Raw genomic sequence first — 25156 nt, forward strand, 5'->3', positions numbered from 1 at the left:
AGAACACGATGAGCGACGTCTGGATGCTGCGGATCGGAATCCTGGTCGCCGGCGTGCTGCTGTTCGCCGCCATCTGGTACTTCGGCACCAGGCCGCGCAGTCCCCAGGGTCGCCGCGTACCCGCGAGGACCGCGCCCGCGGCGCGCGAGGAGCGCATGGAGCCGACCCTGGGCGCGCAGCTCGAGCGCGAGTTGGGCGAAGGTGGCGAAGCGCCGGATGCGGAGGCCGTGCAGGCCGAGATGGAACTGCTCGACGGCGCCGTGGGCGGCACCGCCGGCGCCACCGTCAGCCAGTACGGGCAGCGCGTCAGCGACGAGTTCGACAGGATCGTGACCCTGTACATCGCCGCGCGCGCCGGCCGGGTGCTGCGCGGCCCGGACATCGTGGTCGCCGCGGAAAAGGCCGGCCTGACCTATGGCCACCTCAATGTCTTCCATCGCCTGGTGAGCGGCCATCCGGAGCGCGGCCCGGTGTTCAGCGTGGCCAACATCCGCCGTCCGGGCAGCTTCGAGATGGCCGACATCCAGTCGATGGAGACGCCGGCGATCGCCTTCTTCCTGACGCTGCCGGCGCCCGTGTCGGCGCTGGAAGCCTGGGACGCGATGCTGCCCACGGCCGAACGCATGGCCGATCTGCTGGAAGGCGTGCTGCTGGACGAGCACCGGAACGCGCTCGGTCGCCAGCGCATCGCCCACCTGCGCGAGGAACTGCGCGGCTACGACCGCGAACAGAAGATTGCCGTCACCCGCAGCCCCGGCTGGTGACGCCCGGCAGCCCGTGGGAGCGACCGAGCCCCGATCGCCGCTGTAGCGGCTCCCGCTGGTTCCGGGGGACAATCCGCCCATGTCCCCGACCCCGCAGCAGCGCGCCGCCGAACTGCGCCGTCTGATCGACGACGCCAACTACCGTTACCATGTGCTCGACGACCCCGAACTGCCGGACGTCGAGTACGACCGACTGCTGCGCGAACTGGCCGCGCTCGAGGCCGCCGATCCCTCGCTGCGGACTCCCGATTCGCCGACGCTGCGCGTGGGCGGTGCGCCTTCGGGGAAGTTCGCCACGGTGCAGCACGCCGTGCCCATGCTCTCGCTGGGCAATGCCTTCAGCGAGGAGGAGGTCGCCGACTTCGTCGCCCGCATCGTGCGCGAAGGCGACGGGGCCGAGCCGGTGTTCTCGGTCGAGCCGAAGTTCGACGGACTGGCGATCAGCCTGCGCTACGAGGACGGGCTGTTCGTGCGCGGCGCCACCCGCGGCGACGGCGCCACCGGCGAGGACGTCACCGCCAACCTGCGGACGATCAAGGCCATTCCGCTGCGCCTGCGCGCGCCTGAGGGCATGGAAGCGCCGGCGGTACTCGAGGTGCGCGGCGAGGTCTACATGCCCCGCGCCGGTTTCGAGGCCTGGAACGCATGGGCGCTGGCCAATGGCGGCAAACCGTTGGCCAACCCGCGCAACGGCGCGGCCGGCTCGCTGCGCCAGCTCGATCCCGCGGTCACCGCGAAACGGCCGCTGGCGTTCTTCGCCTATGCGCTGGGCGAGGTCGAGGGTGTGGACGTGCCCGATACGCATTCGGGCGTGCTCGCCTGGCTGCGCGGATTCGGACTACCGGTGTCGCCGCTGGTCGAACGCGCCAGCGGACTCGCCGGCGTGCTCGACTACTACCGTCGCATCGGAGAGATGCGCGACGCGCTGCCGTACGACATCGACGGCGTCGTCTACAAGGTCGACAGCCATGCGCTGCAGCGCGCGCTCGGCTTCGTCTCGCGGGCGCCGCGCTGGGCGATCGCGCACAAGTTCCCGGCGCAGGAGGAGGCCACGGTCGTCGAGTCGATCGAGGTCAACGTCGGCCGCACCGGTGCGGTCACGCCCTGGGTGCTGATGCAGCCGGTGCACGTGGGCGGCGTGACAGTCACCCGCGCCACCCTGCACAACGCCGACCAGGTCGCGCGCCTGGACGTGCGCGTCGGCGACAGCGTGATCGTGCGCCGCGCCGGTGACGTGATCCCGGAAGTGGTGCGCGTGATCCCCGAGCGCCGCCCGGACGGCACGACGCCCTGGCGCATGCCCGGACGGTGCCCGGTCTGCGGCTCGGAGATCGTGCGCGAGGAGGGAGAAGTGGTCGCGCGCTGCAGCGGCGAGCTGGTCTGCCCGGCGCAGCGCGTGCAGGGCCTGTTCCACTTCGCCTCGCGCCGCGCGATGGACATCGAGGGCCTGGGCGAGCGCCTGATCCAGGCCCTGGTCGACTTCGACCAGGTGCAGAGCATCGCCGACCTGTACCGCCTGGGCGTGGGCGACTTCGTCGAAATGAAGCGCCGCGCCGACGAACGCGACGGCACCACACCGGAGACGGTGAGGTCCGGCAAGGTGGCGACGAAGTGGGCGGAGAACCTGGTGGCCGCGATCGAGCGCAGCCGCGAGACCACGCTGGAGCGCTTCCTGTTCGCGCTGGGTATCGAGCACGTCGGCGAGAGCACCGCCAAGGCGCTGGCCGTCTGGTTCGGCGACCTCGACCGCATCCGCCGCGCGCCCTGGCCGCTGTTCAAGCGCGTCCCGGACATCGGCGACGAGGTCGCGCGCGCGCTCGGCCATTTCTTCGACCAGCCCGGCAACCAGGCGGTGATCGACGACCTGCTGGCCGCCGGCGTGCACATCACCGACGCGCATCCCCCGTCGCCGAAGCTGCGGGAAGGGCTGACGCTGGCCCAGCTGCTGGCGGACTCCGGGATCCCGAAGCTGACGCCGCTGCGCGCGAAGCAGCTTGCCGATGCCTTTCCGGACGCAGGCACGCTGCTCGACCAGGAGCGCCACAATTTCGTCATCGCCGGGCTTCCGGACGAGGCCGCGACCTCGGTCGCCGAGTGGCTGTCCATCGACGCCAACGCACGCATGCTGCTGGCGGCGGCCGCGATGCAGGCCGAACTGCTGGCGGCGCTGCCCGAGGACGAAGCCGCGGTGGGGCCACTGGACGGCGTGACCGTGGTGATCACCGGCACGCTGGAGGCGATGGGTCGCGACGAGGCGAAGGCGACGCTGGAAGCGCTGGGCGCGAAGGTCTCGGGCAGCGTGTCGAAGAAGACCGGCTTCGTCGTCGCCGGCGCCGAGGCGGGATCCAAGCTGGCCAGGGCCACCGAGCTCGGCGTCGAGGTCTGGGACGAGGCACGGCTGCTGGCCTTCCTCGCGGAACATCGGTGAACGCCATGGCCATCGCTTCCGGACGCGGCGTGAGCCACGAAGCACTGCGGCTGCGCGCGGGACTCAACCGCCTGGTGCGCGACTTCTTCGACCAGCGCGGCGTGCTCGAGGTCGAGACACCGGTGATGTCGCGCGCCGGCAACACCGAGCCCAACATCGCCTCGTTCACGGTCGAGTTCGGCGGCCGCGTCGAAGGGGCACCGCGCACCCGCTGGCTGCGGACATCGGCCGAGTATCCGATGAAGCGCCTGCTCGCCGAGGGCATCGGCGATTGCTACGAGCTCGGTCGCGTCTTCCGCGACGGCGAGGCCGGCGGCGGCCACAATCCCGAGTTCACGATGCTGGAGTGGTATCGCGTCGGCTGGACGCTGGATCCGCTGATGGACGAGACCGCGGCCCTGGTGCAGTCGGCGCTGGCCCTGGTCGGGCGTGAAGCGACGCTGCGCAAGGCGAGCTTCCGCGAGGTCTATGGCGAGGCGCTGGGCCTCGATCCGATGACCGCCTCCATCGCCGAGCTCCAGGCCGCGTTCCCCGGCGAGGTCGATCCCGCGGGCCTGACCCGCGACGACTGGCTGGACCTGCTGATGACCCACCGCATCCAGCCCGCGTTCCCAACGGGCCAGCTGCTGGCGATGCACGACTATCCGGCCAGCCAGTGCGCGCTGGCGAAGGTCGTGCGTCGCGGCGACGTCGACGTGGCCGAGCGCTTCGAGCTCTATCTCGGCCCGCTGGAGCTGGCCAACGGCTACCACGAGCTCGTGGACGCGGCCGAGCAGCGCGCGGCTTCGAGCGCGACCACGGCGTGCGTGCCGCGCGCGGACTGGTCCAGCCGCCGATCGACGAAGCGCTGCTCGAGGCGCTTGCCGCGGGCATGCCCGAGTCCTCCGGCGTCGCGCTCGGCATCGATCGCCTGCTGATGGCGATGCTCGGCACCGGTGCCATCGCCGACGTGCTGGCCTACGACTTCAATCGCGCCTGATCCGGCAGGGGCGTCGTGCACGGCGAGCGCGCCCTCGCCGCGTAGAATCGCCGCATGACCGACATCGACTACGCCCGCTACGACCGCATCCGCCCGATCCACTGGACCGGCGATACGCTCGAGCTCCTGGACCAGCGCAGGCTGCCCTTCGCCACAGAATACGTGACCTGCGGCGACAGCGACGCCGTTGCCGCCGCGATCCAGGCGCTCGCGGTGCGCGGCGCGCCGGCCATCGGCATCGCCGCGGCCTGGGGCGTGGTGCTGGCGGCGCGCGATATCGAGGCCGATGACGCAGCCCAGGCGGCCGGCCGCATCGAACCGGCGCTGCAGCGCCTCAATGCCGCGCGCCCCACGGCGGTGAACCTGGCCTGGGCGCTGGCACGCATGCGCGCGGCGATGCTGCGCGCGCAGGCCGGCAAGGGCGGTGACTGGCGCAACGCGCTGGAGGCGGAAGCGCGTGCGATCGAGACCGAAGACCTGGCCGCGAACCGCGCCATGGGCGTGCTCGGTGCCTCGCTGATCGAAGAAGGCAGCGGCGTGCTGACCCACTGCAACACCGGTTCGCTGGCCACCGCCGGCTTCGGCACCGCGCTGGGCGTGATCCGCGCCGGCGTCGCCCAGGGCCGCATCGACCGTGTGTTCGCCGGCGAGACCCGGCCCTGGAACCAGGGCGCGCGGCTGACGGTGTGGGAACTGCAGCAGGACGGCATCGACGCGACCCTGATCGCCGATGCGGCCGCCTCGCACCTGATGAAGGGCGGGGGAGTGCAGTGGGTGGTGGTGGGCGCCGACCGCATCTGTGCCAACGGCGACGTCGCCAACAAGATCGGCACCTACCAGCTCGCCATCGCCGCCCGCCACCACGGGGTGAGATTCATGGTCGTGGCGCCGTCGTCGACGGTCGACATGGAGACGCCCTCGGGCGAACTGATCGAGATCGAGGAACGCGACCCCGGCGAACTGCTGGGCGTCGGCGGCAGTCGCACCGTGGCCGAGGGCGTGCAGGCCTGGAACCCTGTGTTCGACATCACGCCGGCCGCGCTCATCGATGCCATCGTCACCGAGAAGGGGATCGTCGAGCGGCCGGATACCGCCTCGATGCAGTCACTGTTCCGCGGTTGAGAACACCCCCGCCGGAACCGCAGGAGCCGCGCTCAAGGCGCGCAAGTCGTTGATTTCCAGCGGTATAGATCGGGCGGAGCCAGGCCCCCTGTGATAGAATCCACAGGTTCTGTCCCGACATGCGCGCGCCTCCGGCGCGGTGTGCGTGGACAGGCCCACGAACCACTTCCAAAGGGTCCCAATGGCCGAGCTCGCCAAGGAAATCATCCCGGTCAACCTCGAGGACGAGATGCGCCGCAGCTACCTCGATTACGCCATGAGCGTGATCGTGGGCCGCGCGCTCCCCGACGTCCGCGACGGTCTCAAGCCGGTGCACCGCCGCGTCCTGCACGCGATGAACGAGCTCGGCGCGCACAGCAACAAGCCCTATTACAAGTCGGCGCGAATCGTCGGTGACGTGATCGGCAAATACCATCCGCACGGCGACCAGTCGGTGTACGACACCCTGGTGCGCATGGCGCAGCCGTTCTCGCTGCGCTACATGCTGGTGGACGGGCAGGGCAACTTCGGCTCCATCGACGGCGACTCGGCCGCGGCCATGCGTTATACCGAGGCGCGCATGTCGCGGCTCGCGCACGAGCTGATGGCCGACATCGACAAGGACACCGTCGACTTCCAGCCCAACTACGACGAGAAGGAGCTGGAGCCGTCGGTGATGCCGACCCGGTTCCCGAACCTGCTGGTCAACGGCTCCGCGGGCATCGCGGTCGGCATGGCCACCAACATCCCGCCGCACAACCTGGGCGAGGTGATCGACGCGCTGATCGCTCTTATCGACAACCCGGAGATCGACATCGACGGGCTGATGGAATACATCCCCGGCCCCGACTTCCCCACCGGCGGCATCATCAACGGCGTCGGCGGCATCCACCTGGGTTACCGCACCGGCCGCGGCCGCGTGCGCATGCGCGCCAAGGCCGACATCGAAGTCGCCGACAACGGCCGCGAATCGATCATCGTCACCGAGATCCCCTACCAGGTGAACAAGGCGCGGATGATCGAGAAGATCGCCGAGCTGGTGAAGGAGAAGAAGCTCGAGGGCATCAGCGAGCTGCGCGACGAGTCCGACAAGGACGGCATGCGCATCTACATCGAGGTCAAGCGCGGCGACTCGGCCGAGGTGGTGCTGAACAACCTCTACCAGCAGACCCAGATGGAGTCGGTGTTCGGCATCAACATGGTGGCGCTGGTCGACGGCCGCCCGAAGTTGCTGAACCTGAAGGACTTCCTGGAAGCCTTCGTGCGCCACCGCCGCGAGGTGGTCACGCGCAGGACGATCTTCGAGCTGCGCAAGGCGCGCAACCGCGCCCACATCCTCGAGGGCCTGACGGTCGCGCTCGCCAACATCGACGAGATGATCGAGCTGATCAAGACCTCCGAGAACCCGCAGGTCGCCCGGGAGCGCATGCTCGACCGGGTGTGGCAGCCCGGCCTGGTCGGTGCGCTGCTGGGCGCGGCCGGCGCCGAGGCCTCGCGTCCCGAGGACCTGCCGTCGGGCGTGGGCCTGCTGGCGGACGGCTACCAGCTGACCGAGGTCCAGGCGCAGCAGATCCTGGAGATGCGCCTGCACCGCCTGACCGGCCTCGAGCAGGAAAAGCTCACCGAGGAATACAAGCTGCTGCTGGAGACCATCCGCGGCCTGATCGGGATCCTCGAGGATCCCGAAGTGCTGCTGGACGTGATCCGCACCGAGCTGCGCAACGTCAAGGAGGAGTTCGGCGACGCGCGCCGCAGCGAGATCCGCGCCAGCGAGGAAGACCTCGACATCCTCGACCTGATCGAGCCCGAGGACGTCGTGGTCACCGTGTCCCAGGCCGGCTACGCCAAGCGCCAGCCGGTCAGCGCCTACCGCGCGCAGAAGCGCGGCGGACGTGGCCGCAACGCGGCGGCGACCCGGGACGAGGATTTCATCGCCCAGCTGTGGCTGGTGAATACCCATGACACCCTGCTGGCCTTCACCAGCAAGGGCCGCGTGTTCTGGCTGCCCGTGCACCAGTTGCCGGAGGCCGGCGCCAATGCGCGCGGCCGCCCGCTGGTGAACTGGATGCCGCTGGAAGAGGGCGAGAAGGTCCAGGCCGTGCAGCCGGTGCGCGAGTACCGGGATGACCAGTACGTGTTCTTCGCCACCCGCCGCGGCACGGTGAAGAAGACCCCGCTGACCGAGTTCGCCTACCGCCTGGCGCGCGGCAAGATCGCGATCAACCTCGAGGAGGGCGACGCGCTGATCGGCGCCGAACTCACCGACGGTGGCCGCGACATCCTGCTGTTCGCCAGCAATGGCAAGGCCGTGCGCTTCGACGAATCCGCGGTGCGCGCCATGGGCCGTACCGCCACCGGCGTGCGTGGCATCCGCCTGGCCGAGGGCGAGTCGGTGGTCAGCCTGATCGTGGCCGCGCCCGCCGACAGCCTGGACGAGCACGAGGACGACGACGAGGCGCAGGCCGACGGCGTCGAGGCGGTGGAGGAGGGCAACGGCGCCGCCGGTCCCTTCGTGCTCACCGCCACCCAGAACGGCTACGGCAAGCGCACTCGCCTGGCCGAGTACCCGCGCAAGGGCCGCGGCACCCAGGGCGTGATCGGCATCCAGACCACGGATCGAAACGGTCCGCTGGTGGCCGCTGCGCTCATCAATGCCGAGGACGAGCTGCTGCTGATCTCCGATGGCGGCACCCTGGTGCGCACCCGCGCGGCCGAGATCTCGGTGGTGAGCCGCAACACCCAGGGCGTGACCCTGATCCGCCTCGGCGACGGCGAACGCCTGCAGGCGATCGAGCGCGTCGACGGCTCGATCGGGGACGACGACGGGGATGGCGAAGACGGCGAGGGCGAGCGCGCCGATCCGCCCGGCGAGGCGACCGCCGCCGAGTGACCTCCCCGGCCGGGCCTCGACCCGGCCGCCGTGCCATGCCTCCCGCAGGAGCGGCTGGGCGCGATCGCGCGCCAGCCGCTCATCGCGGCGGGGCAGTCGAGGCTGCGACCACTCCTCACTCCTGCATCGGGCGGCGGCGCTTCTATACTGCCGTCGACTCCCGGGGAGCGGACTGGTGATGAAAGGAATCGGATCTTCGTGCGGCCTGCGGCTACTCGCGGCGGGTGCCGTCGCGCTGGCGCTGCTGGCGGGTGGCTGCAGGCGAGACAAGGGCGGACAGCTGCCGGTGCCCGGCGGCGAAGCCATCGTTGCCGAACGCGCCGAGGTCGAAGGCTTCGGCCTGGTGCGCGTCTGGCCGGACCAGGAAGCCGGCGGACTGGCGCTGGCGGTCGAGTTCTCCCGGCCGCTGGTGGGCACCCAGGATTTCGACAGGCTGCTGACCTTCGCCGAACCGGTGGCCGAGGACAGCAGCTGGAGCCTGGATGAGGGCGGCCGCGTGCTGCGCTTCCCCTTCGTCGAGGCCAACCGCGACTACACCCTGCGCGTCTCGGCCGCGCTCACGGCCGCCGACGGCAGCACGCTCGGCCGCGATATCGAGCGGAAGGTCCACACCGGCGAGCTGAAGCCAGCCGCCGGCTTCGCTTCCCAGGGCAGCGTGCTGCCGGCGCGCGAGTCGCGCGGCCTGCCCGTGGTGTCGGTGAACGTGCCCGAGGTGGACGTCGAGTTCCTGCGCGTGCGCGAATCCGAACTGCCGCGTTTCTTCGCCCATTACCAGCGCGGGGGGCGCCGTAGCGGGTGGGAGCTGGACAACACCTACCGCGAGGGGCGCAGCGTCGCGCGCATGGCCGAGCCGGTCTACGTCAACCGTTTCGTCCTGGGCGGCGAACGCAATGAACGCGCGGTCACCTATCTCCCGCTGCAGGACATCGCCGAGTTGCAGCAGCCTGGCCTGTACTTCGCCACCATGAAGCGCGCCGGCAGCTTCGAGGGCATGTATGACACCGCCTTCTTCACCGTCAGCGACATCGGCCTGCACGTGCGCGCCTACGCCGACCAGCTGTTCGTCCACACCGCGTCGCTGCAGGGCGGGGGCGCGCTGGGTGGGGTCGAGCTGAAGGTGCTGGGCAAGGACGGCGAGCCGGTGTTCAAGGCGGAAACCGATGCCAACGGCAACGCCGTGCTCGGCCACAGGCTCGACGCCGCCCAGGTGCTGGTGGCGACCCGCGGCAGCGACGTGTCGCTGCTGCCGTTCAACCAGCCGGCGCTGGATCTGTCGGAGTTCGCGGTCTCGGGCCGGAAGCAGGCGTGGTTCGAGGTCTTCGCATGGTCCGGGCGCGACCTCTACCGTCCCGGTGAGGCCGTGCGCGTGTCCGCGCTGCTGCGCGACGCCGACGGCAAGCCGGTGCCGACCGCCGCCGACGGCAAGGCGCAGCCCCTGTTCGCGCGCCTGAAACAGCCCGACGGCAAGGTCTTCGTCGAGTCGCGGCTTGAAGCCGGCGCGCAGGGCTACTACCGCTTCGAGCGCGAGATCCCGGTCGAGGCGCCCACCGGCCGCTGGCAGGTCGAGTTCCGCACGGATCCGGCCAGCAAGGACGTGGTGCAGGGCATGGACCTGCGCATCGAGGAGTTCCTGCCCGAGCGCATGAAGCTCGAGCTCGGCAGCCCGCAGGCGCGCCTGGCCAAGGGCGACGCGCTGCGGCTGCAGGTCGAGGGTGCCTACCTGTACGGCGCGCCCGCCGCGGGCAACCGCTTCACCGCGCGCATGACGGTGTCCGTCGCGCAGCATCCGCTCGAGTCGATGCCGGGCTGGTTCTTCGGCGATCCCACGGTGGCGCTGCCGCGCGCGGCCAGCGACGTGGTCGACAGGGCCCTCGACGACGCCGGGAAACTGGAGCAGGCGCTGCCGCTGCCCGCCGAGGTCCGCGGCGACACCCCGGTATCGGTGGTGGTCGCCGGCAGCCTGTACGAAACCGGCGGTCGCACGATCAATCGCAGCCTCAGGCGCGTGCTGTGGCCGGCCGATGCGCTCGTCGGCGTGCGCCCGCTGTTCGACGACGCCGACGGCAGCGATGCCAATGCAAACGCGGGCTTCGAGATCCTGCGCGTGGACGCGGACGGCAAGGCGATGCCGCAGGCGGGCATCGAACTGAAGCTGGTGCGCGAGCGACGCGACTACCACTGGAACTTCGACGAGGAAGGCGGCTGGAGCTACAGCCACACCAGCCGCTTCGAGGTGGTCGAGACACGCAGGGTCGACGCCGGCACCACTGCGCTGCGCGTCGATTTCCCGGTGGAGTGGGGCGAATACCGGATCGAGGCGCACGATCCCGCGACCGGCCTGGTCACCCGCTATCCCTTCCGCGCCGGCTGGAGCTGGGACGACGACAACCGCGGCCTGGATGCGCGTCCGGACAAGGTCAAGCTCGCGCTGGACCGCACCGGTTACCGTGCGGGCGAGACCCTGGAAGTCACCGTGACCCCGCCGCACGCGGGCAAGGGCCTGCTGCTGGTCGAGAGCGACCGGCTCCTGTACGTGCAGGCGATCGACGCCCGTGCCGGCAACAGCTACAGGATTCCGGTCACCGAGGACTGGGAGCGCCACGACGTCTACGTGACCGCCCTGGTCTTCCGCGGCGGCAGTGCCCGCAGCAAGGTGACGCCGGCGCGCGCGGTGGGCGTGGCCCACGTGCCGATGGCCCGCGGCGACCGCCGCGTGGCGGTGGGCCTGTCGCTGCCGAAACAGGCGAAGCCCGACGAAACGCTGCGCGTGACCGTGGCGGTGCCGCAGCTCGCGGGGAAGGTCGCGCATGCCACGGTCTCTGCGGTGGACGTCGGCATCCTCAACATCACCCGCTATCCGGTGCCCGACGCCAACCGGCATTTCTTCGCGCAGCGGCGGCTGGGCGTGGACGCCTGGGACATCTACGGTCGCGTGATCGAAAGCCTGGACGGCGGCACCGCGCGCCTGCGCTTCGGCGGCGACCAGGGGCTGGAGGCGCTGCCGCAGGCGCGCCGCCCGACCGCGCGCGTGCAGACCGTCGACCTGTTCTCCGGCCCCGTGAAGCTCGACGGCAAGGGCAACGCCACCGTCGCGCTCGGACTGCCGGACTTCAACGGCACGCTGCGCGTGTCCGCGCTGGTGTTCGGCGACGAGGTCTACGGCAACCGCGACACCGAAGTGCTGGTGCGCGCACCGCTGGTCGCCGAGGCCAGCATGCCGCGCGTGATGGCGCCGGGTGACCGCGCGACGGTGACCCTGGACCTGTCGAACTTCACCGGCAGGGCCGGCGACTTCCGCGTGCGCGTGGACGGAATCGGCCCGCTGCGGGTGGAGGAGGGAGGGCGCGAGGTGAAGCTCGCCGCGGACGGGCGCACGACCCTGTCCTTCCCCCTGCGCGCGCTCGACGGCCACGAGACCGGAAAGGTGCGGGTGCGCGTGGACGGGCCCGGCGTCGCCGTCGACCGGAGCCACGACCTGCCGGTGCGCGCACCGTGGCCGCAGGTGCTGCGCTCGCGCAGCCTGGTGCTGGATCCGCTGGCTCCGGTGGTGCTCGACGCCGCGCTGGCCGAGGGCATGTTGCCGGCTTCGGTGAACGCACGCCTGGGCGTTTCCTCGACCCCGCCGATCGCCTTCGCCGCCGCCCTGGAAGGCGTGCTGCGCTATCCCTACGGCTGCGCCGAACAGACCGCGAGCAAGGGCTATGCGGCGCTGATGCTGGATGCGCCGACGGCCACGTCCTGGGGCATGTCGCCGCTGCCCGACGACCAGCGCAGGCAGCGCATGGAGGGCGCGCTGGGCCGGCTCGCGGCGCTGCAGGCCGGTTCCGGCCACTTCGCCATGTGGGGCGGAAGCGGCGCACCCGAGCCGATGCTGACGCCGTATATCGTCGAGTTCATGCTCGATGCCCGCGAAGGCGGCTTCGACGTGCCCGAGGCGATGTTGCAGCGCGCGCTGTCGCGCCTGTCCGAGGACCTGTTGTCCGACGCCCAGCAGTTCTACGGGCGCGACAACCGCGACCACCTGCGCCTGGCCTACAGGGCGCACGCCGGCTACGTGCTGTCGCGCGTGAACCGCGCGCCGCTGGGCACGCTCCGGGCCCTGTACGACCGCGAGCGCCGGTCCGCGCGCAGCGCGATGCCGCTGGCCCATCTGGGCCTGGCGCTGTCGCTGCAGGGCGACAGGGCCCGCGGCGACAAGGCGCTGGACGAAGCCTTCGCCTGGAAGGGTGACCGCCCCGGCTGGCTGGGCGATTACGGCACGCCGCTGCGCGACGCCGCGCTGATGCAGGCGCTGGTCCAGAAGCACGATCTGGCCACGCCGGCGCGCACCGCAGCGCTGCGCGGGCTCGGCGCCGAGCTGGACGCGCGGCGCAGGGCGCGCTGGTTCCATCTCAGCACCCAGGAGCAATCGGCGATCGCGCGCCTGGGCCGTGAGCTCGCCGGTGCTCCGGGGCGGACCTTCACCGGCACCCTGAGCGAGGCCGGCGTGGTCGAGGCCCTGGCGCCGACGCGGCGCTTCTCGCGCGGCTACGGACACGCGACCCTGGCGGCCGGAGTGCGCCTTGTGCCGGAAGGAGACCCGCCGCTGTACGCGAGCATGGACGTCGCCGGCATCCCGCGTTCGGCGCCGGCGCCCGACGACGGCGTGCTGCGCGTCGAGCGCCGCTGGTACACCACCGACGGCAAGCGCTGGACGCCGCGTCCGCTGCGCGAGGGCGAGGCGCTCGTGGCGCGGGTCACGCTGACCGCCGACCGCGACATGCCCGACGCCCTGCTGACCGAGCTGCTCCCGGCCGGCGTGGAAGTCGAGAACATGAACCTCGGCGACGCCTCGGCCTGGACCGACGTGGTCGTCGACGGCATCCGCCTGGCCGAGCGCGGGGACGCCGCCGACCTGTTGCACGAGGAGTTCCGCGACGACCGTTACGTCGCCGCGCTGCGCCTCGATGCGGGTCGGGCCGCCGACGTCTTCTACCTCGTGCGCGCGGTCACCCCGGGCGAGTACACCGTGCCGCCGCCGCTGGCCGAGGACATGTACCGGCCCGAGCTGCGGGGCGTCGGCCGTGCGCTGCCCGAGCGGCTGACGGTCGTGCAGCCGTGAGCCTGCGGTGGAGTCGGGGCCAGGCCGCCGCAGGGTGAGAGCCCGCCTGCGCGCGATCCTGCGCTGGGGCGGCGTCGTGCTGCTGCTGGCGCTGCTCGCCCTAGACCTTGCGTTCCCGCCGCCACTGCCCGAAACCCGCGACCACGCCACCCTGGTCACCGCCCGCGACGGCAGCCCGCTGCGGGCCTTTGCCGACGCGGACGGTGTCTGGCGATACCCGGCCTCCGAGGCCAGCGTCTCGCCCCTGTACATCGAGGCGCTGCTGACCTACGAAGACCGCTGGTTCCGCCGCCACCCCGGCGTGAACCCGGTGGCGCTGCTGCGTGCAGTCCGCCAGGCGGCGGCGAACGGACGCATCGTCTCCGGCGGCTCGACCCTGACCATGCAGGTCGCACGCATCCTCGAGCCGCACCCGCGCACGCTGCCGGGCAAGCTGCGGCAGGTGCTGCGCGCAGTGCAGCTGGAGGCGCACCTGTCGAAGGACGCGATCCTCACTCTCTACCTCGAGCGCGCGCCCTTCGGCGGCACCATCGAGGGCGTCGAGGCGGCAAGCTGGGCCTACCTCGGCAAGCCCGCGTCGCAGCTCTCCCATGCAGAGGCCGCGTTGCTGGCCGTGCTGCCGCAGGCGCCGACGCGGCTGCGCCCCGACCGCGAGCCCGAAGCGGCGCGGCGCGCGCGCGACAAGGTGCTGGAGCGGATGGCCTCGACCGGCCGCTGGACCCGTGCCGAGGTCGACGACGCCCTGGTCGAGCCGGTCGTCGCCCGCGCACTCCGGCCGCCCCTGTCGGCCGCGCTGCTGGCCGAGCGCCTGCGCGCCCGCGACCCCCGCGCCGAACGCATCGAGTCGACCATCGATGCCGCCCTGCAGCGCACGCTGGAGGAGCGCCTGTCGAGCTACGTCGGCCGCCTGCCCGAACGCACCTCGGCGGCGCTGCTCGTGGTCGACAACGACACCATGGAGGCCCGCGCCTACCTCGGCACCGCCGCGTTCGGCGATGCCGCGCGGCTCGGGCACGTCGACATGGTCCGCGCCTGGCGCTCGCCGGGCTCGACGCTCAAGCCCTTCGTCTACGGCATGGCGCTCGACGACGGGCTGGTGCATTCGCAGAGCCTGCTGCTGGACGCGCCGCAGTCCTTCGGCGGCTACCGGCCCGGCAACTTCGACGCCGCGTTCAACGGCCCGGTCTCGGTGGCCGACGCGCTGCGCCTGTCGCTCAACGTGCCGGCGGTGGACCTGCTCGACCGGGTGGGGCCGGCGCGATTCGCGGCGCGGCTCGGACACGCCGGCATCGGCCTGCGCTTCCCGCGCGGCACGCGGCCCAACCTCACCCTGATCCTGGGCGGCACCGGCGCCCGGCTTGAGGATCTGGTCGGGGCGCACGCGGCGCTGGCCCGGGGCGGCATCGCCGGGCGCGTACGTTATGCGGTCGATGATGCGGTCATCGACCGCCGGCTGATGTCGCCGGGCGCGGCGTGGATCGTGCACCGGATCCTGGCCGACAATCCGCGGCCCGGGGAGCGCATCGGCACCTTCGACACCGGAAGGCGCGCGCGCGTGGCCTGGAAGACCGGCACCAGCTATGGCTTCCGCGATGCCTGGGCGCTCGGCGCCACGCGGCGCCATACCGTGGGCGTGTGGGTGGGACGGCCGGACGGCACGCCGCTGCCCGGGCAGTACGGCGCGGTAACGGCACTGCCGCTCCTGTTCGAGGTGGTCGACAGCCTGCCGCAGCGTGCGGGTGACGCTGCGCCGCTGCCGCGACCCGGAGCCGTCGACGAGCGCGAAGTCTGCTGGCCATTGGGAACCGAAGCCGCCAGCCAGCCCGCCGAAGCCTGCCAGCGCCGCATGCGCGCCTGGGTGCTCGAGGGCGGGGTGCCGCCGACGCTGCCGGAACGCGAGGCGCAGCGCTGGAGCGCGGGGCTGCAGCGGATCGAAGTGGATGCCTCGAGCGGCCGCAGGCTTTCCGCCGACTGCTCCGCGCACCATGCCCGGGCCGTGCGCCACGTGGCGCGCTGGCCGGCGCTGGCCTCGCCCTGGCTCACGGCCTCGGAACGCATCGCCTCGCGCCTGCCGCCCCTGGCCGCGGACTGCGTCGACGACGGCCGCGGCGGCGCGGTGGCGATGCGCATCGAAGGCGTCAACGAGGGGGCGCTGCTGATGCATGCGCCCGGTTCCGGGAACCCGCCGCGCCTGGCCCTGCGCGCGGTCGGCGTCGAGGGCGAGGTGCAGTGGCTGCTCAACGGACGGCTCGTGGGCCGGACCCGCGCTGGACAGCCGCTGTGGCGCGATTTCGGCGAGGCCGGCCGCCAGCAGCTGACCGCGCTGGCCCCCGACGGCGCCTGGGCGAGCCTGTCCTTCGACGTCGCCCCCAGGGGCGAGGGCCCGTGAAGCTCAGATCGAGGCGAGCACGTGCTCGGCGGAAGAGACCTTGAACTCGCCCGGTGCCTCCACGAACAACTGCTTCACCACGCCGTCCTCGGCGTAGAGCGCGAAGCGCTTGCTGCGCAGGCCCATGCCGAAGGCGGTCGCGTCCATCTCCAGGCCGAGCGCGCGGGCGAAGTCGCCGTTGCCATCGGACAGCATGCGCAGGCCGGCGGGCACGTTCTGGCTTTCGCCCCAGGCCTGCATCACGAAGGGATCGTTGACCGCCATGCAGGCGACCTCGATGCCGCGGTCGCGGAACTCGTCGAAGCGCTCGACGAAGCCGGGCAGGTGGCGCTCGGAGCAGGTGGGAGTGAATGCCCCGGGGACCGCGAACAGCACCACGTTCCGGTGCGCGAACAGGGTCGGGGTGTCGATGGTGTGCACGCCGCCGTCGTCGATATGCTTCAGGGTGACTTCGGGAATGGCGTCGCCGGGCTGGATGGGCATGGGGGGCTCCGTGGGCTGGGCGGCGACGGGGATCGTGCCGCTGTGCACATGGTGCCACGGGGCTTGCGATGCCGGCGTTCGCCCCGATATTGCTACCCTGCCGCGGCCGACGCCGTGCCGCGGACGCGCACGTGGAGAACGCATGCAGTTCAAGGACTACTACGCCGTCCTGGGCGTCGAACCCAGCGCAGGTGACGCCGAGATCAAGGCCGCCTACCGGCGCCTTGCGCGCAAGTACCACCCCGATGTGAGCAAGGAGGCCGGGGCCGAGGAGAAGTTCAAGGCGGTCAACGAGGCCTACGAGGCGCTCCGCGACGGCGAGCGCCGCAAGGCCTACGACCAGCTGCGCGCGCGCGGCTACCGTCCCGGCGACGAGATCCACCCGCCGCCGGGCGGCTTCGGCGGCAACGGTCCGGCGGGAGGCTTCGACTTCGAGGAGGTCTTCGGCGGCGCCGGCGGGGGCGGTTTCAGCGACTTCTTCGAGAGCCTGTTCCGGCGCCAGGCACAGCAGCAGCGGAGCGGGCCGGGGTTCGGCGACCGGCCGCGCGGCGACGTCCGCGCACGCCTGGCGGTGCCGCTGGAAACGGTGCACCGCGGTGGCGCCATGCGCATCGCGGTCAAGGGCCGTACCCTGGAAGTCAAGGTTCCGCGCGGGATCCGCCCGGGGCAGGTGATCCGCCTGGCCGGGCAGGGCGAGCATGGCGGCAACCTCCTGCTCGAGGTCGAGTACGCCACCCACGCCCGCTTCGAGGTCGACGACCGCAACATCCTCTATGCGCTGCCGGTCGCGCCCTGGGAGGCGGCGCTGGGTGCGAGCGTCAGCGTCCCGACCCTCGGCGGCACCGTCGAACTCAAGGTGCCGCCGGGCTCCGGAAGCCGGCGGCCGGCTGCGGCTGCGCGGCCGCGGCCTGCCGGGCACCGGCGGGCAGCCGGATGGCGACCAGATCATCGAGCTGGAAGTGCAGGCGCCGGTTCCGCGCAGCGATGCCCAGCGATCGGCCTACGAGGCCCTGCGCGACGCGTTCTCGGGAGCGTGGCGGCGGCAATAGCGCCCGGGAGCCGACCGGGCGGACGCCCGGCGGCCTGGCTTCAGGCCGCGGCCGGCGGAATCGGCCGCGGCGCGATCACCCGGTTGATCGTTTCCGACAGTTCGGTATCGCTGAAGGGCTTGATGATGTAGGCGCACGCCCCCTGCCTCATGCCCCAGACCTTGTCGGTTTCCTGGTCCTTGGTGGTGACCAGCACCACAGGGATGTGCTTCGTCGCGGGATCGCGGGTGATCGAACGGGTGGCCTGGAAGCCGTTGAGATTCGGCATCACCACGTCCATCAGGATCAGGTCGGGCAGTTCGCGCTTCGCGGCCGCGACGCCGGCGGCGCCATCCTCCGCGGTCAGCGCCTCGTGGCCGAGACTCTCGACGATGCGCCGGATGCCCATCAGCTGCGACGGCGAATCGTCGACGATCAGGATGCGCGCCATGATGTTCCCCGCTGGGTGGCCTGCGATTGTAGCCCGCACCCGCGGGCCTGCAAGCGAAGGCCCGCGCTTCAGAATGCGACCAGCGTCCGTCCGTGCGAGCCGCCGGCCAGCATGCCTTCGAACACTTCCGGCAGTGCCTCCATCCGCACTTCGCGGGTGCAGATGCGCTCGAGGTGGCGCGGCTTCCATTCGCCCGCAAGCCGGCGCCAGACCTCGTCGCGGATGTCGCGCGCGGTACCGGCCGATGCGACGCCGAGCAGCGACACGCCGCGGATGATGAAGGGCATGACGGTGGCGTCGAGGTCATGGCTGGCGGCCAGGCCGGCGCTGGCGACGTTGCCGTAGGGCGCGGTCTGCGCCAGCAGGCTGGCAAGCATGGGACCGCCGACGTTGTCGAGGCCGCCGCCGAAACGCGCCGATTCCATCGGCCGGGTGGTGGCGAGTGCGTCGCGGCCCAGCACCTCGCTGGCGCCGATGGCCTTCAGCCAGGCGGCCTGTTCCGGCTTGCCGCTGATTGCATGCACTTCGTAGCCGGCGGTGGAGAAGATGTCGACCGCGAGCGAGCCCACGCCGCCGGTGGCACCGGTGACCGCCAACGGGCCGAGACCCGGGTGCTGGCGATTTTCGGTCATGCGCAGCAAGGCCAGGGCGGCGGTGAAGCCGGCGGTGCCAAGCACCATCGATTCGCGCAGCGAGAGGCCCGCGGGCAGCGGGATCGCCCACTTCGCCTCCACGCGCGCGTACTCGGAATAGCCGCCGTCGCGGGTCTCGCTCAGGCCGCAGCCGGTGACCAGCACGTCGTCGCCTTCCTTGAACGCGGCATCCGCCGACGCGACCACGTGCCCGGCGACGTCGATGCCGCCCACCAGCGGGAAACGGCGCAGGATCTTTCCCTTCCCCGTCCCGGCCAGCGCATCCTTGAAGTTGATCGAGGAATACGCGGTGCGCAGCACCACTTCGCCGGGGGAGAGGTCGGCCAGGCCGACCTCCTCGATGCCGCTGCGGTAGCCCGCTTCGTCGTCGTGGATGCGGAACGCGCGGAACGTCGCGGGGATGGCCATGCTGATCTCACCGTCGCGGGGGCAGGCCATTGTGCCACCGCCCCATGCGCCGGGGCTCGCGCCGACTCCCGTCAGCGCAGTTCGCGGCCGCGCTTCTCGTCCAGCCACTTCGAGGCGACGGCGGGCTCGTAGCTGCGCATCCAGTCGAGCATGGCGCCGATGTCGTCACCGGCCCAGAGGTCGTCGCGCTGGCCCGGGTGCAGGAAGCGCTCCTGCACCATGCGGTCCATCATGGCGATGAGCGGCCGGTAGTAGCCCGCGACATCGAGGATGGCGCAGGGCTTGGTGCCGATGCCGAGCTGGCGCCAGGTCAGCATCTCGACGATTTCCTCAAGCGTGCCGAAGCCGCCGGGGAGGGCGACGAAGGCGTCGGCGAGGTCGAACATGCGCGACTTGCGCTCGTGCATCGAGGCCACGACCTCGAGCTCCGTCAGCTCCAGGTGCGCGACCTCCATGTCCATCAGCTGCTTCGGGATCACGCCCGTGACCTGGCCGCCGGCCGCGAGCACCGCGTCGGCGAGGGTGCCCATCAGGCCGATGTTTCCACCACCGTAGACCAGACGGATGCCATCGCGCGCCATGCGCGTGCCGAGCGCGATCGCCGCTTCCGCGTAGGCCGGGTTGGCGCCGCTGTTGGAACCGCAGTAGACACAGAGACTCTTCATGCCGTTGAAGCCAGGTTGGATCCGGAAAGGACGACGCCGGGCAGGGGCCCGGCGCCGGTGATGCGCGATGGACGGGGCGCCATGGGGCGGCCCGACCGTCCTCAGTTCGCCTTGTGGATCGCGCGCTTGTCCACCGCCATCGCCGCATCGTGGATGGCTTCCGACAGGCTCGGATGCGCGTGGCAGATGCGGGCGAGGTCGTCGGCGGAGCCCTTGAACTCCATCGTCAGCACGCCTTCGTGCACCAGCTCGGACACGTTGGCGCCGACCAGGTGCATGCCGAGCACGCGGTCGGTCTCGGCGTGCGCCAGCACCTTCACGAAGCCCGCCGGCTCGACCATGGCCACCGCGCGGCCGTTGGCGGCGAAGGGGAAGCTGCCCGACCTGTAGGGGATGCCTTCCTCCTTCAGCTGCTGCTCGGTCTTGCCGACCCAGGCCAGCTCCGGCTCGGTGTAGATCACCCACGGGATGGTGTCGAAATTGACGTGGCCCGGCAGGCCGGCGATCAGCTCGGCCACGGCGATGCCTTCCTCGAAGCCCTTGTGCGCCAGCATCGGGCCGCGCACGCAGTCGCCCACGGCCCAGACGCCGTCGACGCCGGTGTGGCAATGCTCGTCGACCTCGATCTGGCCGCGCTCGGTGAGCTTCACGCCGCTGCCTTCGGCCAGCAGGCCCTTGGACGCGGCCTTGCGGCCCACGGCCACCAGCAGCTTGTCGACGGTGATGGTCTCTTCGCCCTTCTTGTCGGCGAAGGTGACCTGGACTTCCTTCTTCTTGCCCTTGCCGGTGACCTCGGCCTTCGAGACCTTGGCGCCCAGGCGGATGTCCAGGCCCTGCTTCCTGAACTCGCGCGCGGCGACCTTCGAGACCTCGGCGTCGGCCGCGGCCAGGAAGTCCGGCAGGGCCTCGAGGATCACCACCTCGGCGCCCAGGCGCTTCCAGACGCTGCCCAGCTCCAGCCCGATGACGCCGGCGCCGATGACGGCCAGGCGCTTCGGAACCTCGGTGAAGTCCAGCGCACCGACGTTGTCGACGATGGCCTCGCCGTCGAACTTCGCGAACGGCAGTTCGATCGAGTCCGAGCCCGCCGCGATGATCACGTTGGTCCCGGTCAGCTCGACCTCGCTGCCGTCGTGCTGCTTCACCTTGACCAGGCGGTCGGCGTGCAGGGTGGCGAAGCCGTAGTACGGCGTGACCTTGTTGGCCTTGAACAGCTGCGCGATGCCGCCGGTGAACTGCTTCACGATGGCGTCCTTGCGGCCGACCATCTTCTCCACGTCGATCTTCGGGTTGCTGGCGGTGATGCCGTGCTCGCCGAAGATATGCTGCAGGTTGTGGAACTGGCGCGAGCTGTCGAGCAGCGCCTTGGACGGGATGCAGCCCACGCGCAGGCAGGTGCCGCCGAGCGCCGGCTTGCCGTCCTTGCCCAGGGCGGCGTCGATGCAGGCGACCTTCATGCCCAGCTGGGCGGCGCGGATGGCCGCGTGGTAGCCGGCGGGGCCGGCACCGATCACGACAACGTCGAATTGTTCAGCCATTTCGGTTCCTTGTTCCTTACATGCCCAGGAGCATGCGGTGCGGGTTTTCCAGCTGGTCCTTGATGTCGACCAGGAACAGCACCGCTTCCTTGCCGTCGATGATGCGGTGGTCGTAGCTGAGCGCGATGTACATCATCGGCGCCGCCACGATCTGGCCGTTCTCGACGATCGGGCGCTCCTTGATGGTGTGCATGCCCAGGATCGCGGACTGCGGCGGGTTGACGATCGGCGTCGACATCAGCGAGCCGAAGGTGCCGCCGTTGGTGATGGTGAAAGTGCCGCCCTGGAGGTCGTCGAGCGACAGCTTGCCGTCGCGCGCCTTGGTGGCGTAGTCGGCGATCGCCTTCTCGACGTCGGCGAAGCCCATGCGCTCGACGTTGCGCAGCACCGGGGTCACCAGGCCCCGGTCGGTCGAGACCGCGATCGAGATGTCGGCGTAGCCGTGGTAGATGATGTCGTCGCCGTCGACCGAGGCGTTGACCACCGGGTACTTCTGCAGCGCGTTGGCGGCAGCCTTGGCGAAGAAGCTCATGAAGCCGAGCTTGATGCCGTGCTGCTTCTGGAAGGATTCGCCAAGCTCCTTGCGCATGGCCATGACCTTGCCCAGGTTGACCTCGTTGAACGAGGTCAGCATGGCGATCGATTCCTTCGACTGCATCAGGCGCTCGGCGATGCGCTTGCGGATGCGGGTCATCGGCACGCGCTCTTCCGGACGCGCGCCGCCCGACACGCCGGCGGTCTTGCCGGAGGCGTAGTTGAGCAGGTCTTCCTTGGTCACCGCGCCGCGGCGGCCGGTGCCCTCGACCTGCGACGGATCGATGCCCTGGCTGACGGCGGTGAAGCGCGCACCCGGCGGCAGCCCGGCGGCACCGCCGGACACGGGCGCAGGGCGGGTGGAGGCGGGCGCGGCGGCCTCGGCCTTCGCGGCGGCGGCCTTCGGCTGCACCTGCTCGGCGCCGGCGGCCGGCGCGGCCTTCGGGGCCTCGGCGGACTTCGCGGGTGCGGCGCCTTCCTCGATGATCGCCAGCACCTGCTGGCTGGTGACGGTGTCACCCTCGGCGTACTTCAGCTCCCTGATCACGCCCTCGACGGTCGAGGGGACCTCGAGCACGACCTTGTCGGTCTCGAGGTCGACGATGTTCTCGTCGCGCGCGACGGCGTCGCCCACCTTCTTGTGCCAGGTGGCGATGGTGGCGTCGGAAACGGATTCGGGGAGTACCGGTACCTTGATCTCGGTGGCCATGGTGTCGATGGGTCCTGGTCGTAAGCGGTGTGGGGGTCAGTCGGCGGCGAAGACGCTGCCGACGGGCGAGGCGAGGGCGTCGTCGACCAGCTTCTGCTGTTCGGCGACATGGTCGGAGAAGAGCCCGACGGCGGGCGATGGCGAACGCTGGCGCCCGGCGTAGTGCAGCTCGAGGCCCTCGGGAACGCAGGCCTGCAGGTGGTGGCGGATCTGGTACCACGCACCCTGGTTCTGCGGCTCCTCCTGGCACCAGACGACATTCGTCGCCTTGCCGAAACGGGCCAGCTCGGCCGACAGCGCCGCGCGCGGGAACGGGTAGAGCTGTTCGACGCGCACCAGGGCGATGTCGTCCTGGCCGCGCTTCTCCTGCTCCTCGAGCAGGTCGTAGTAGACCTTGCCCGAGCACAGCACCACGCGCCCGACCTTCTTCGGGTCGGCCGAGGCGTCGCCGATCAGGTGCTGGAATCCGCCCTTGGCCAGCTCGTCCAGGCTCGACACCGCGAGCTTGTGGCGCAGCAGCGACTTCGGACTCATCACCACCAGCGGCTTGCGCGTGGTCATGTGCATCTGCCGGCGCAGCATGTGGAAGGCCTGGGCGGGCGTGGACGGCACGCAGACCAGCATGTTGTCCAGCGCGCACAGCTGCAGGAAGCGCTCCAGGCGCGCCGAGCTGTGCTCCGGGCCCTGGCCTTCGTAGCCGTGCGGCAGCAGCAGGGTCAGGCCGCTGATGCGGCCCCACTTGGCCTCGCCGGACGCGATGAACTGGTCGATCACGACCTGGGCGCCGTTGGCGAAGTCGCCGAACTGCCCCTCCCAGATGCACAGGGTGTTCGGGTCGGTGGTCGAGAAGCCGTACTCGTAGGCCATCACCGCCTCCTCGCTCAGCAGCGAGTCGATGACGGTGGCGCGCTCCGGGCTGTCGACCAGCTGGCGCAGCGGCAGGTGATAGCTGTCGGTCTTCTGGTCGTGGAGGATCGCGTGGCGGTGCGTGAAGGTGCCGCGGCCGACGTCCTGGCCCACCAGGCGCAGTCCGAAGCCTTCGTCGAGCAGGGTCGCGTAGGCGAGGTTCTCGGCGAAGCCCCAGTCGGCCGGGACCTCGCCCGCGGCCATCTTCCGGCGGTCCTCGTAGACCTTGGCCACGCGCGGATGCAGCTGCACGTCCCCGGGGATGGTGGTGATCGCCTTCGCGAGCTCCTTGAGCCTGGCCGGCTTGACCGCGGTGCCGGCCTTGTCGGTGATCCTGCCCGCGACCAGCTTGCCCCAGTCGACGAACAGGCGGCTTTCGGCCGGCGTCTTGCCGACCTCGACCAGTTCGGTGGTGACCTCGCCCGAATCGAGCTTGTCGCGGTAGCTGTCGACCAGGGCCTGGCCGCCCTTCTCCGGCAGCACGCCGGCGGCTTCAAGCTGCCCGGCGTAGAGCTCGCGGGTGGTCTTGTGCTTGCGGATGACCTGGTACATCACAGGCTGGGTGATCGCCGGCTCGTCGGCCTCGTTGTGGCCATGGCGGCGGTAGCAGACCAGGTCGATGACCACGTCCTTGCGGAATTCCTGGCGGAAGTCGTAGGCCAGGCGCGCGGCGAAGGCCACAGCCTCCGGATTGTCGGCGTTCACGTGCAGCACCGGCGCGCCGATCATCTTGGCGACGTCGGTGCAGTACAGCGTGGAACGCGCGTCTTCGCGGGCGCTGGTGGTGAAACCCACCTGGTTGTTGACCACCACGTGCACGGTACCGCCGACGGCGAAGCCGCGCGCCTGCGACATCTGGAACAGTTCCATCACCACGCCCTGGCCGGCAAATGCCGCGTCGCCATGGATCAGGATCGGCATCACCTGGCGGCGGTCCGTGTCCCTGCGCCGCTCCTGGCGCGAGCGCACCGAGCCGGCGACCACCGGGTCGACGATCTCGAGGTGGGAAGGGTTGAAGGCCAGCGCCAGGTGCACCGGGCCGCCGTCGGTGGCGACGTCGGCGGAGAAGCCCATGTGGTACTTCACGTCGCCGGCGTGGGCGAGCGCGTTGTACTCGAACTTGCCCTCGAACTCGTCGAACAGCCGGCGCGGGTTCTTGCCCAGGGTATTGACCAGCACGTTCAGGCGGCCGCGGTGGGCCATGCCGATCACGATGTCCTTGACGCCGTCCTTGCCGGCGCCGCGGATCACGGTGTCGAGCAGCGGGATCAGCGAGTCGCCGCCCTCGAGCGAGAAGCGCTTCTGGCCGACGTACTTGGTGTGCAGGTAGCGCTCCAGGCCCTCGGCCGCGGTCAGGCGCTCGAGGATGCGACGCTGCTCTTCCGGTGCGGGGCTGTAGCGGCCGCCGGCCTGCTCCATGCGCTCGTACATCCAGCGGCGCTGGTCGGCCTGGGGGATGTGCATGAACTCGGCGCCGATCGGGCCGGTGTAGGTGGCGCGCAGCAGGGCGAGCAGGTCGCGCAGGCGCATGCGCGGGGCGCCGCCGAAGGTGCTGGTGCCGCCGCCGGGGCCGGTGGCGAACTCGGTGCCGAGGTCGGCGTCGGACAGCCCGTGGAAGGGCAGCTCGAGGTCGGGCGCGTCGATCTTGGCGGCCATGCCGAGCGGATCGGTATCGGCCTGGAGGTGGCCGCGCGAGCGGTAGGCGGTGATCAGCTTCAGCACCGAGCCCTGCTTGCGCTGGGCCTCGAGGTCGGCGGTGCCGGCGCCGCCGGAGGCGACCAGGCCGGCCTTGGCCTCGCGCCCGGCGCGGGCGACCGCGTCCATGATCACGGAGTGCGGGATGTCCCCGGCCTCGCGGCCCTTGAAGCCGTCGAACCAGGCCTTCCACGTGTCGCCGACGCTGTCGGGGTCAACGAGATACTGCTCGTACAGGTCCTCGATGTAGGCGGCATTGGCACCGAGCTGGGAGGACTGCGCAAACTGCTTCAATAGATTGGCCACGATGGCGTCGCAAGACTCAGGAAGGGGGAGGGAAGGGGGCTCCGTCCGGAGGGCGGAGTGACCGCCGCCTGTTCAGGCGGGCGATCCGCGCAATTATAGCCCTCCCGGCGGGCTTGAGGCGCCGTGCG

General features: G+C 71.0%; 13 protein-coding genes and 2 pseudogenes. 8 read left to right on the forward strand and 7 right to left on the reverse strand.

Annotated features, from left to right (window positions below):
- Positions 1–8: 8 nt before the first annotated feature.
- The 7 genes and pseudogenes from zipA (at position 9) to pbpC (ending at position 15652) form a co-directional block, all read left to right on the forward strand.
- A complete protein-coding gene (zipA, locus tag FPZ22_RS13155; protein ID WP_144893669.1) occupies positions 9–764 on the forward strand; it encodes a cell division protein ZipA in 756 nt (251 codons plus the stop codon).
- Between the two features lie 79 nt (positions 765–843).
- A complete protein-coding gene (ligA, locus tag FPZ22_RS13160) occupies positions 844–3192 on the forward strand; it encodes an NAD-dependent DNA ligase LigA (protein ID WP_144893671.1) in 2349 nt (782 codons plus the stop codon).
- Positions 3193–3197: 5 nt separating this feature from the next.
- A pseudogene (gene epmA, locus FPZ22_RS13165) lies at positions 3198–4171 on the forward strand (EF-P lysine aminoacylase EpmA).
- 54 nt (positions 4172–4225) lie between these two features.
- A complete protein-coding gene (mtnA, locus tag FPZ22_RS13170) occupies positions 4226–5293 on the forward strand; it encodes an S-methyl-5-thioribose-1-phosphate isomerase (protein WP_144893673.1) in 1068 nt (355 codons plus the stop codon).
- A gap of 181 nt (positions 5294–5474) precedes the next feature.
- Entirely contained in the window at positions 5475–8162 is a 2688-nt protein-coding gene (gene gyrA, locus FPZ22_RS13175) for a DNA gyrase subunit A (protein ID WP_144893675.1), read from the forward strand.
- Between the two features lie 178 nt (positions 8163–8340).
- Entirely contained in the window at positions 8341–13263 is a 4923-nt protein-coding gene (locus tag FPZ22_RS13180) for an alpha-2-macroglobulin family protein (protein ID WP_144893677.1), read from the forward strand.
- Between the two features lie 7 nt (positions 13264–13270).
- Positions 13271–15652: a penicillin-binding protein 1C gene (gene pbpC / locus FPZ22_RS13185; protein WP_144893679.1), complete on the forward strand. Its 2382-nt coding sequence runs from the start codon at positions 13271–13273 to the stop codon at positions 15650–15652.
- Positions 15653–15655: 3 nt separating this feature from the next.
- On the opposite strand, the gene FPZ22_RS13190 is transcribed toward pbpC, so the two are convergent.
- Entirely contained in the window at positions 15656–16135 is a 480-nt protein-coding gene (locus FPZ22_RS13190; RefSeq protein WP_144893681.1) for a peroxiredoxin, read from the reverse strand.
- Positions 16136–16277: 142 nt separating this feature from the next.
- Between FPZ22_RS13190 and FPZ22_RS13195 the strand changes: the two are divergent.
- A pseudogene (locus tag FPZ22_RS13195) lies at positions 16278–17184 on the forward strand (DnaJ C-terminal domain-containing protein).
- Between the two features lie 40 nt (positions 17185–17224).
- Here FPZ22_RS13195 and pilH read toward each other — a convergent pair.
- The 6 genes from pilH to FPZ22_RS13225 form a co-directional block, all read right to left on the reverse strand.
- Positions 17225–17614 carry a twitching motility response regulator PilH gene (gene pilH, locus FPZ22_RS13200; protein WP_144893683.1) on the reverse strand — a complete coding sequence of 130 codons (390 nt, stop codon included), beginning with the start codon at positions 17612–17614 and terminating at the stop codon, positions 17225–17227.
- Between the two features lie 68 nt (positions 17615–17682).
- Positions 17683–18675, reverse strand: a complete 993-nt coding sequence (locus FPZ22_RS13205; RefSeq protein WP_144893685.1) for a YhdH/YhfP family quinone oxidoreductase — start codon at positions 18673–18675, stop codon at positions 17683–17685.
- Positions 18676–18746: 71 nt separating this feature from the next.
- Complete coding sequence (locus tag FPZ22_RS13210; protein WP_144893687.1) at positions 18747–19340, reverse strand: LOG family protein; 594 nt, start codon at positions 19338–19340, stop codon at positions 18747–18749.
- 101 nt (positions 19341–19441) lie between these two features.
- On the reverse strand, positions 19442–20878 hold the full coding sequence (lpdA, locus tag FPZ22_RS13215) for a dihydrolipoyl dehydrogenase (RefSeq protein WP_144893689.1): 1437 nt from the start codon (positions 20876–20878) through the stop codon (positions 19442–19444).
- Between the two features lie 16 nt (positions 20879–20894).
- The gene (gene sucB / locus FPZ22_RS13220; RefSeq protein WP_144893691.1) at positions 20895–22121 is read right to left on the reverse strand and encodes a dihydrolipoyllysine-residue succinyltransferase; all 1227 of its coding nucleotides are present in this window, start codon (positions 22119–22121) and stop codon (positions 20895–20897) included.
- Between the two features lie 36 nt (positions 22122–22157).
- Complete coding sequence (locus tag FPZ22_RS13225; RefSeq protein ID WP_144893693.1) at positions 22158–25028, reverse strand: 2-oxoglutarate dehydrogenase E1 component; 2871 nt, start codon at positions 25026–25028, stop codon at positions 22158–22160.
- Between the last annotated feature and the right edge of the window lie 128 nt (positions 25029–25156).

Origin of the sequence: Luteimonas granuli, from assembly GCF_007795095.1 — a bacterium.
In the GTDB taxonomy this organism is placed as follows: domain Bacteria; phylum Pseudomonadota; class Gammaproteobacteria; order Xanthomonadales; family Xanthomonadaceae; genus Luteimonas; species Luteimonas granuli.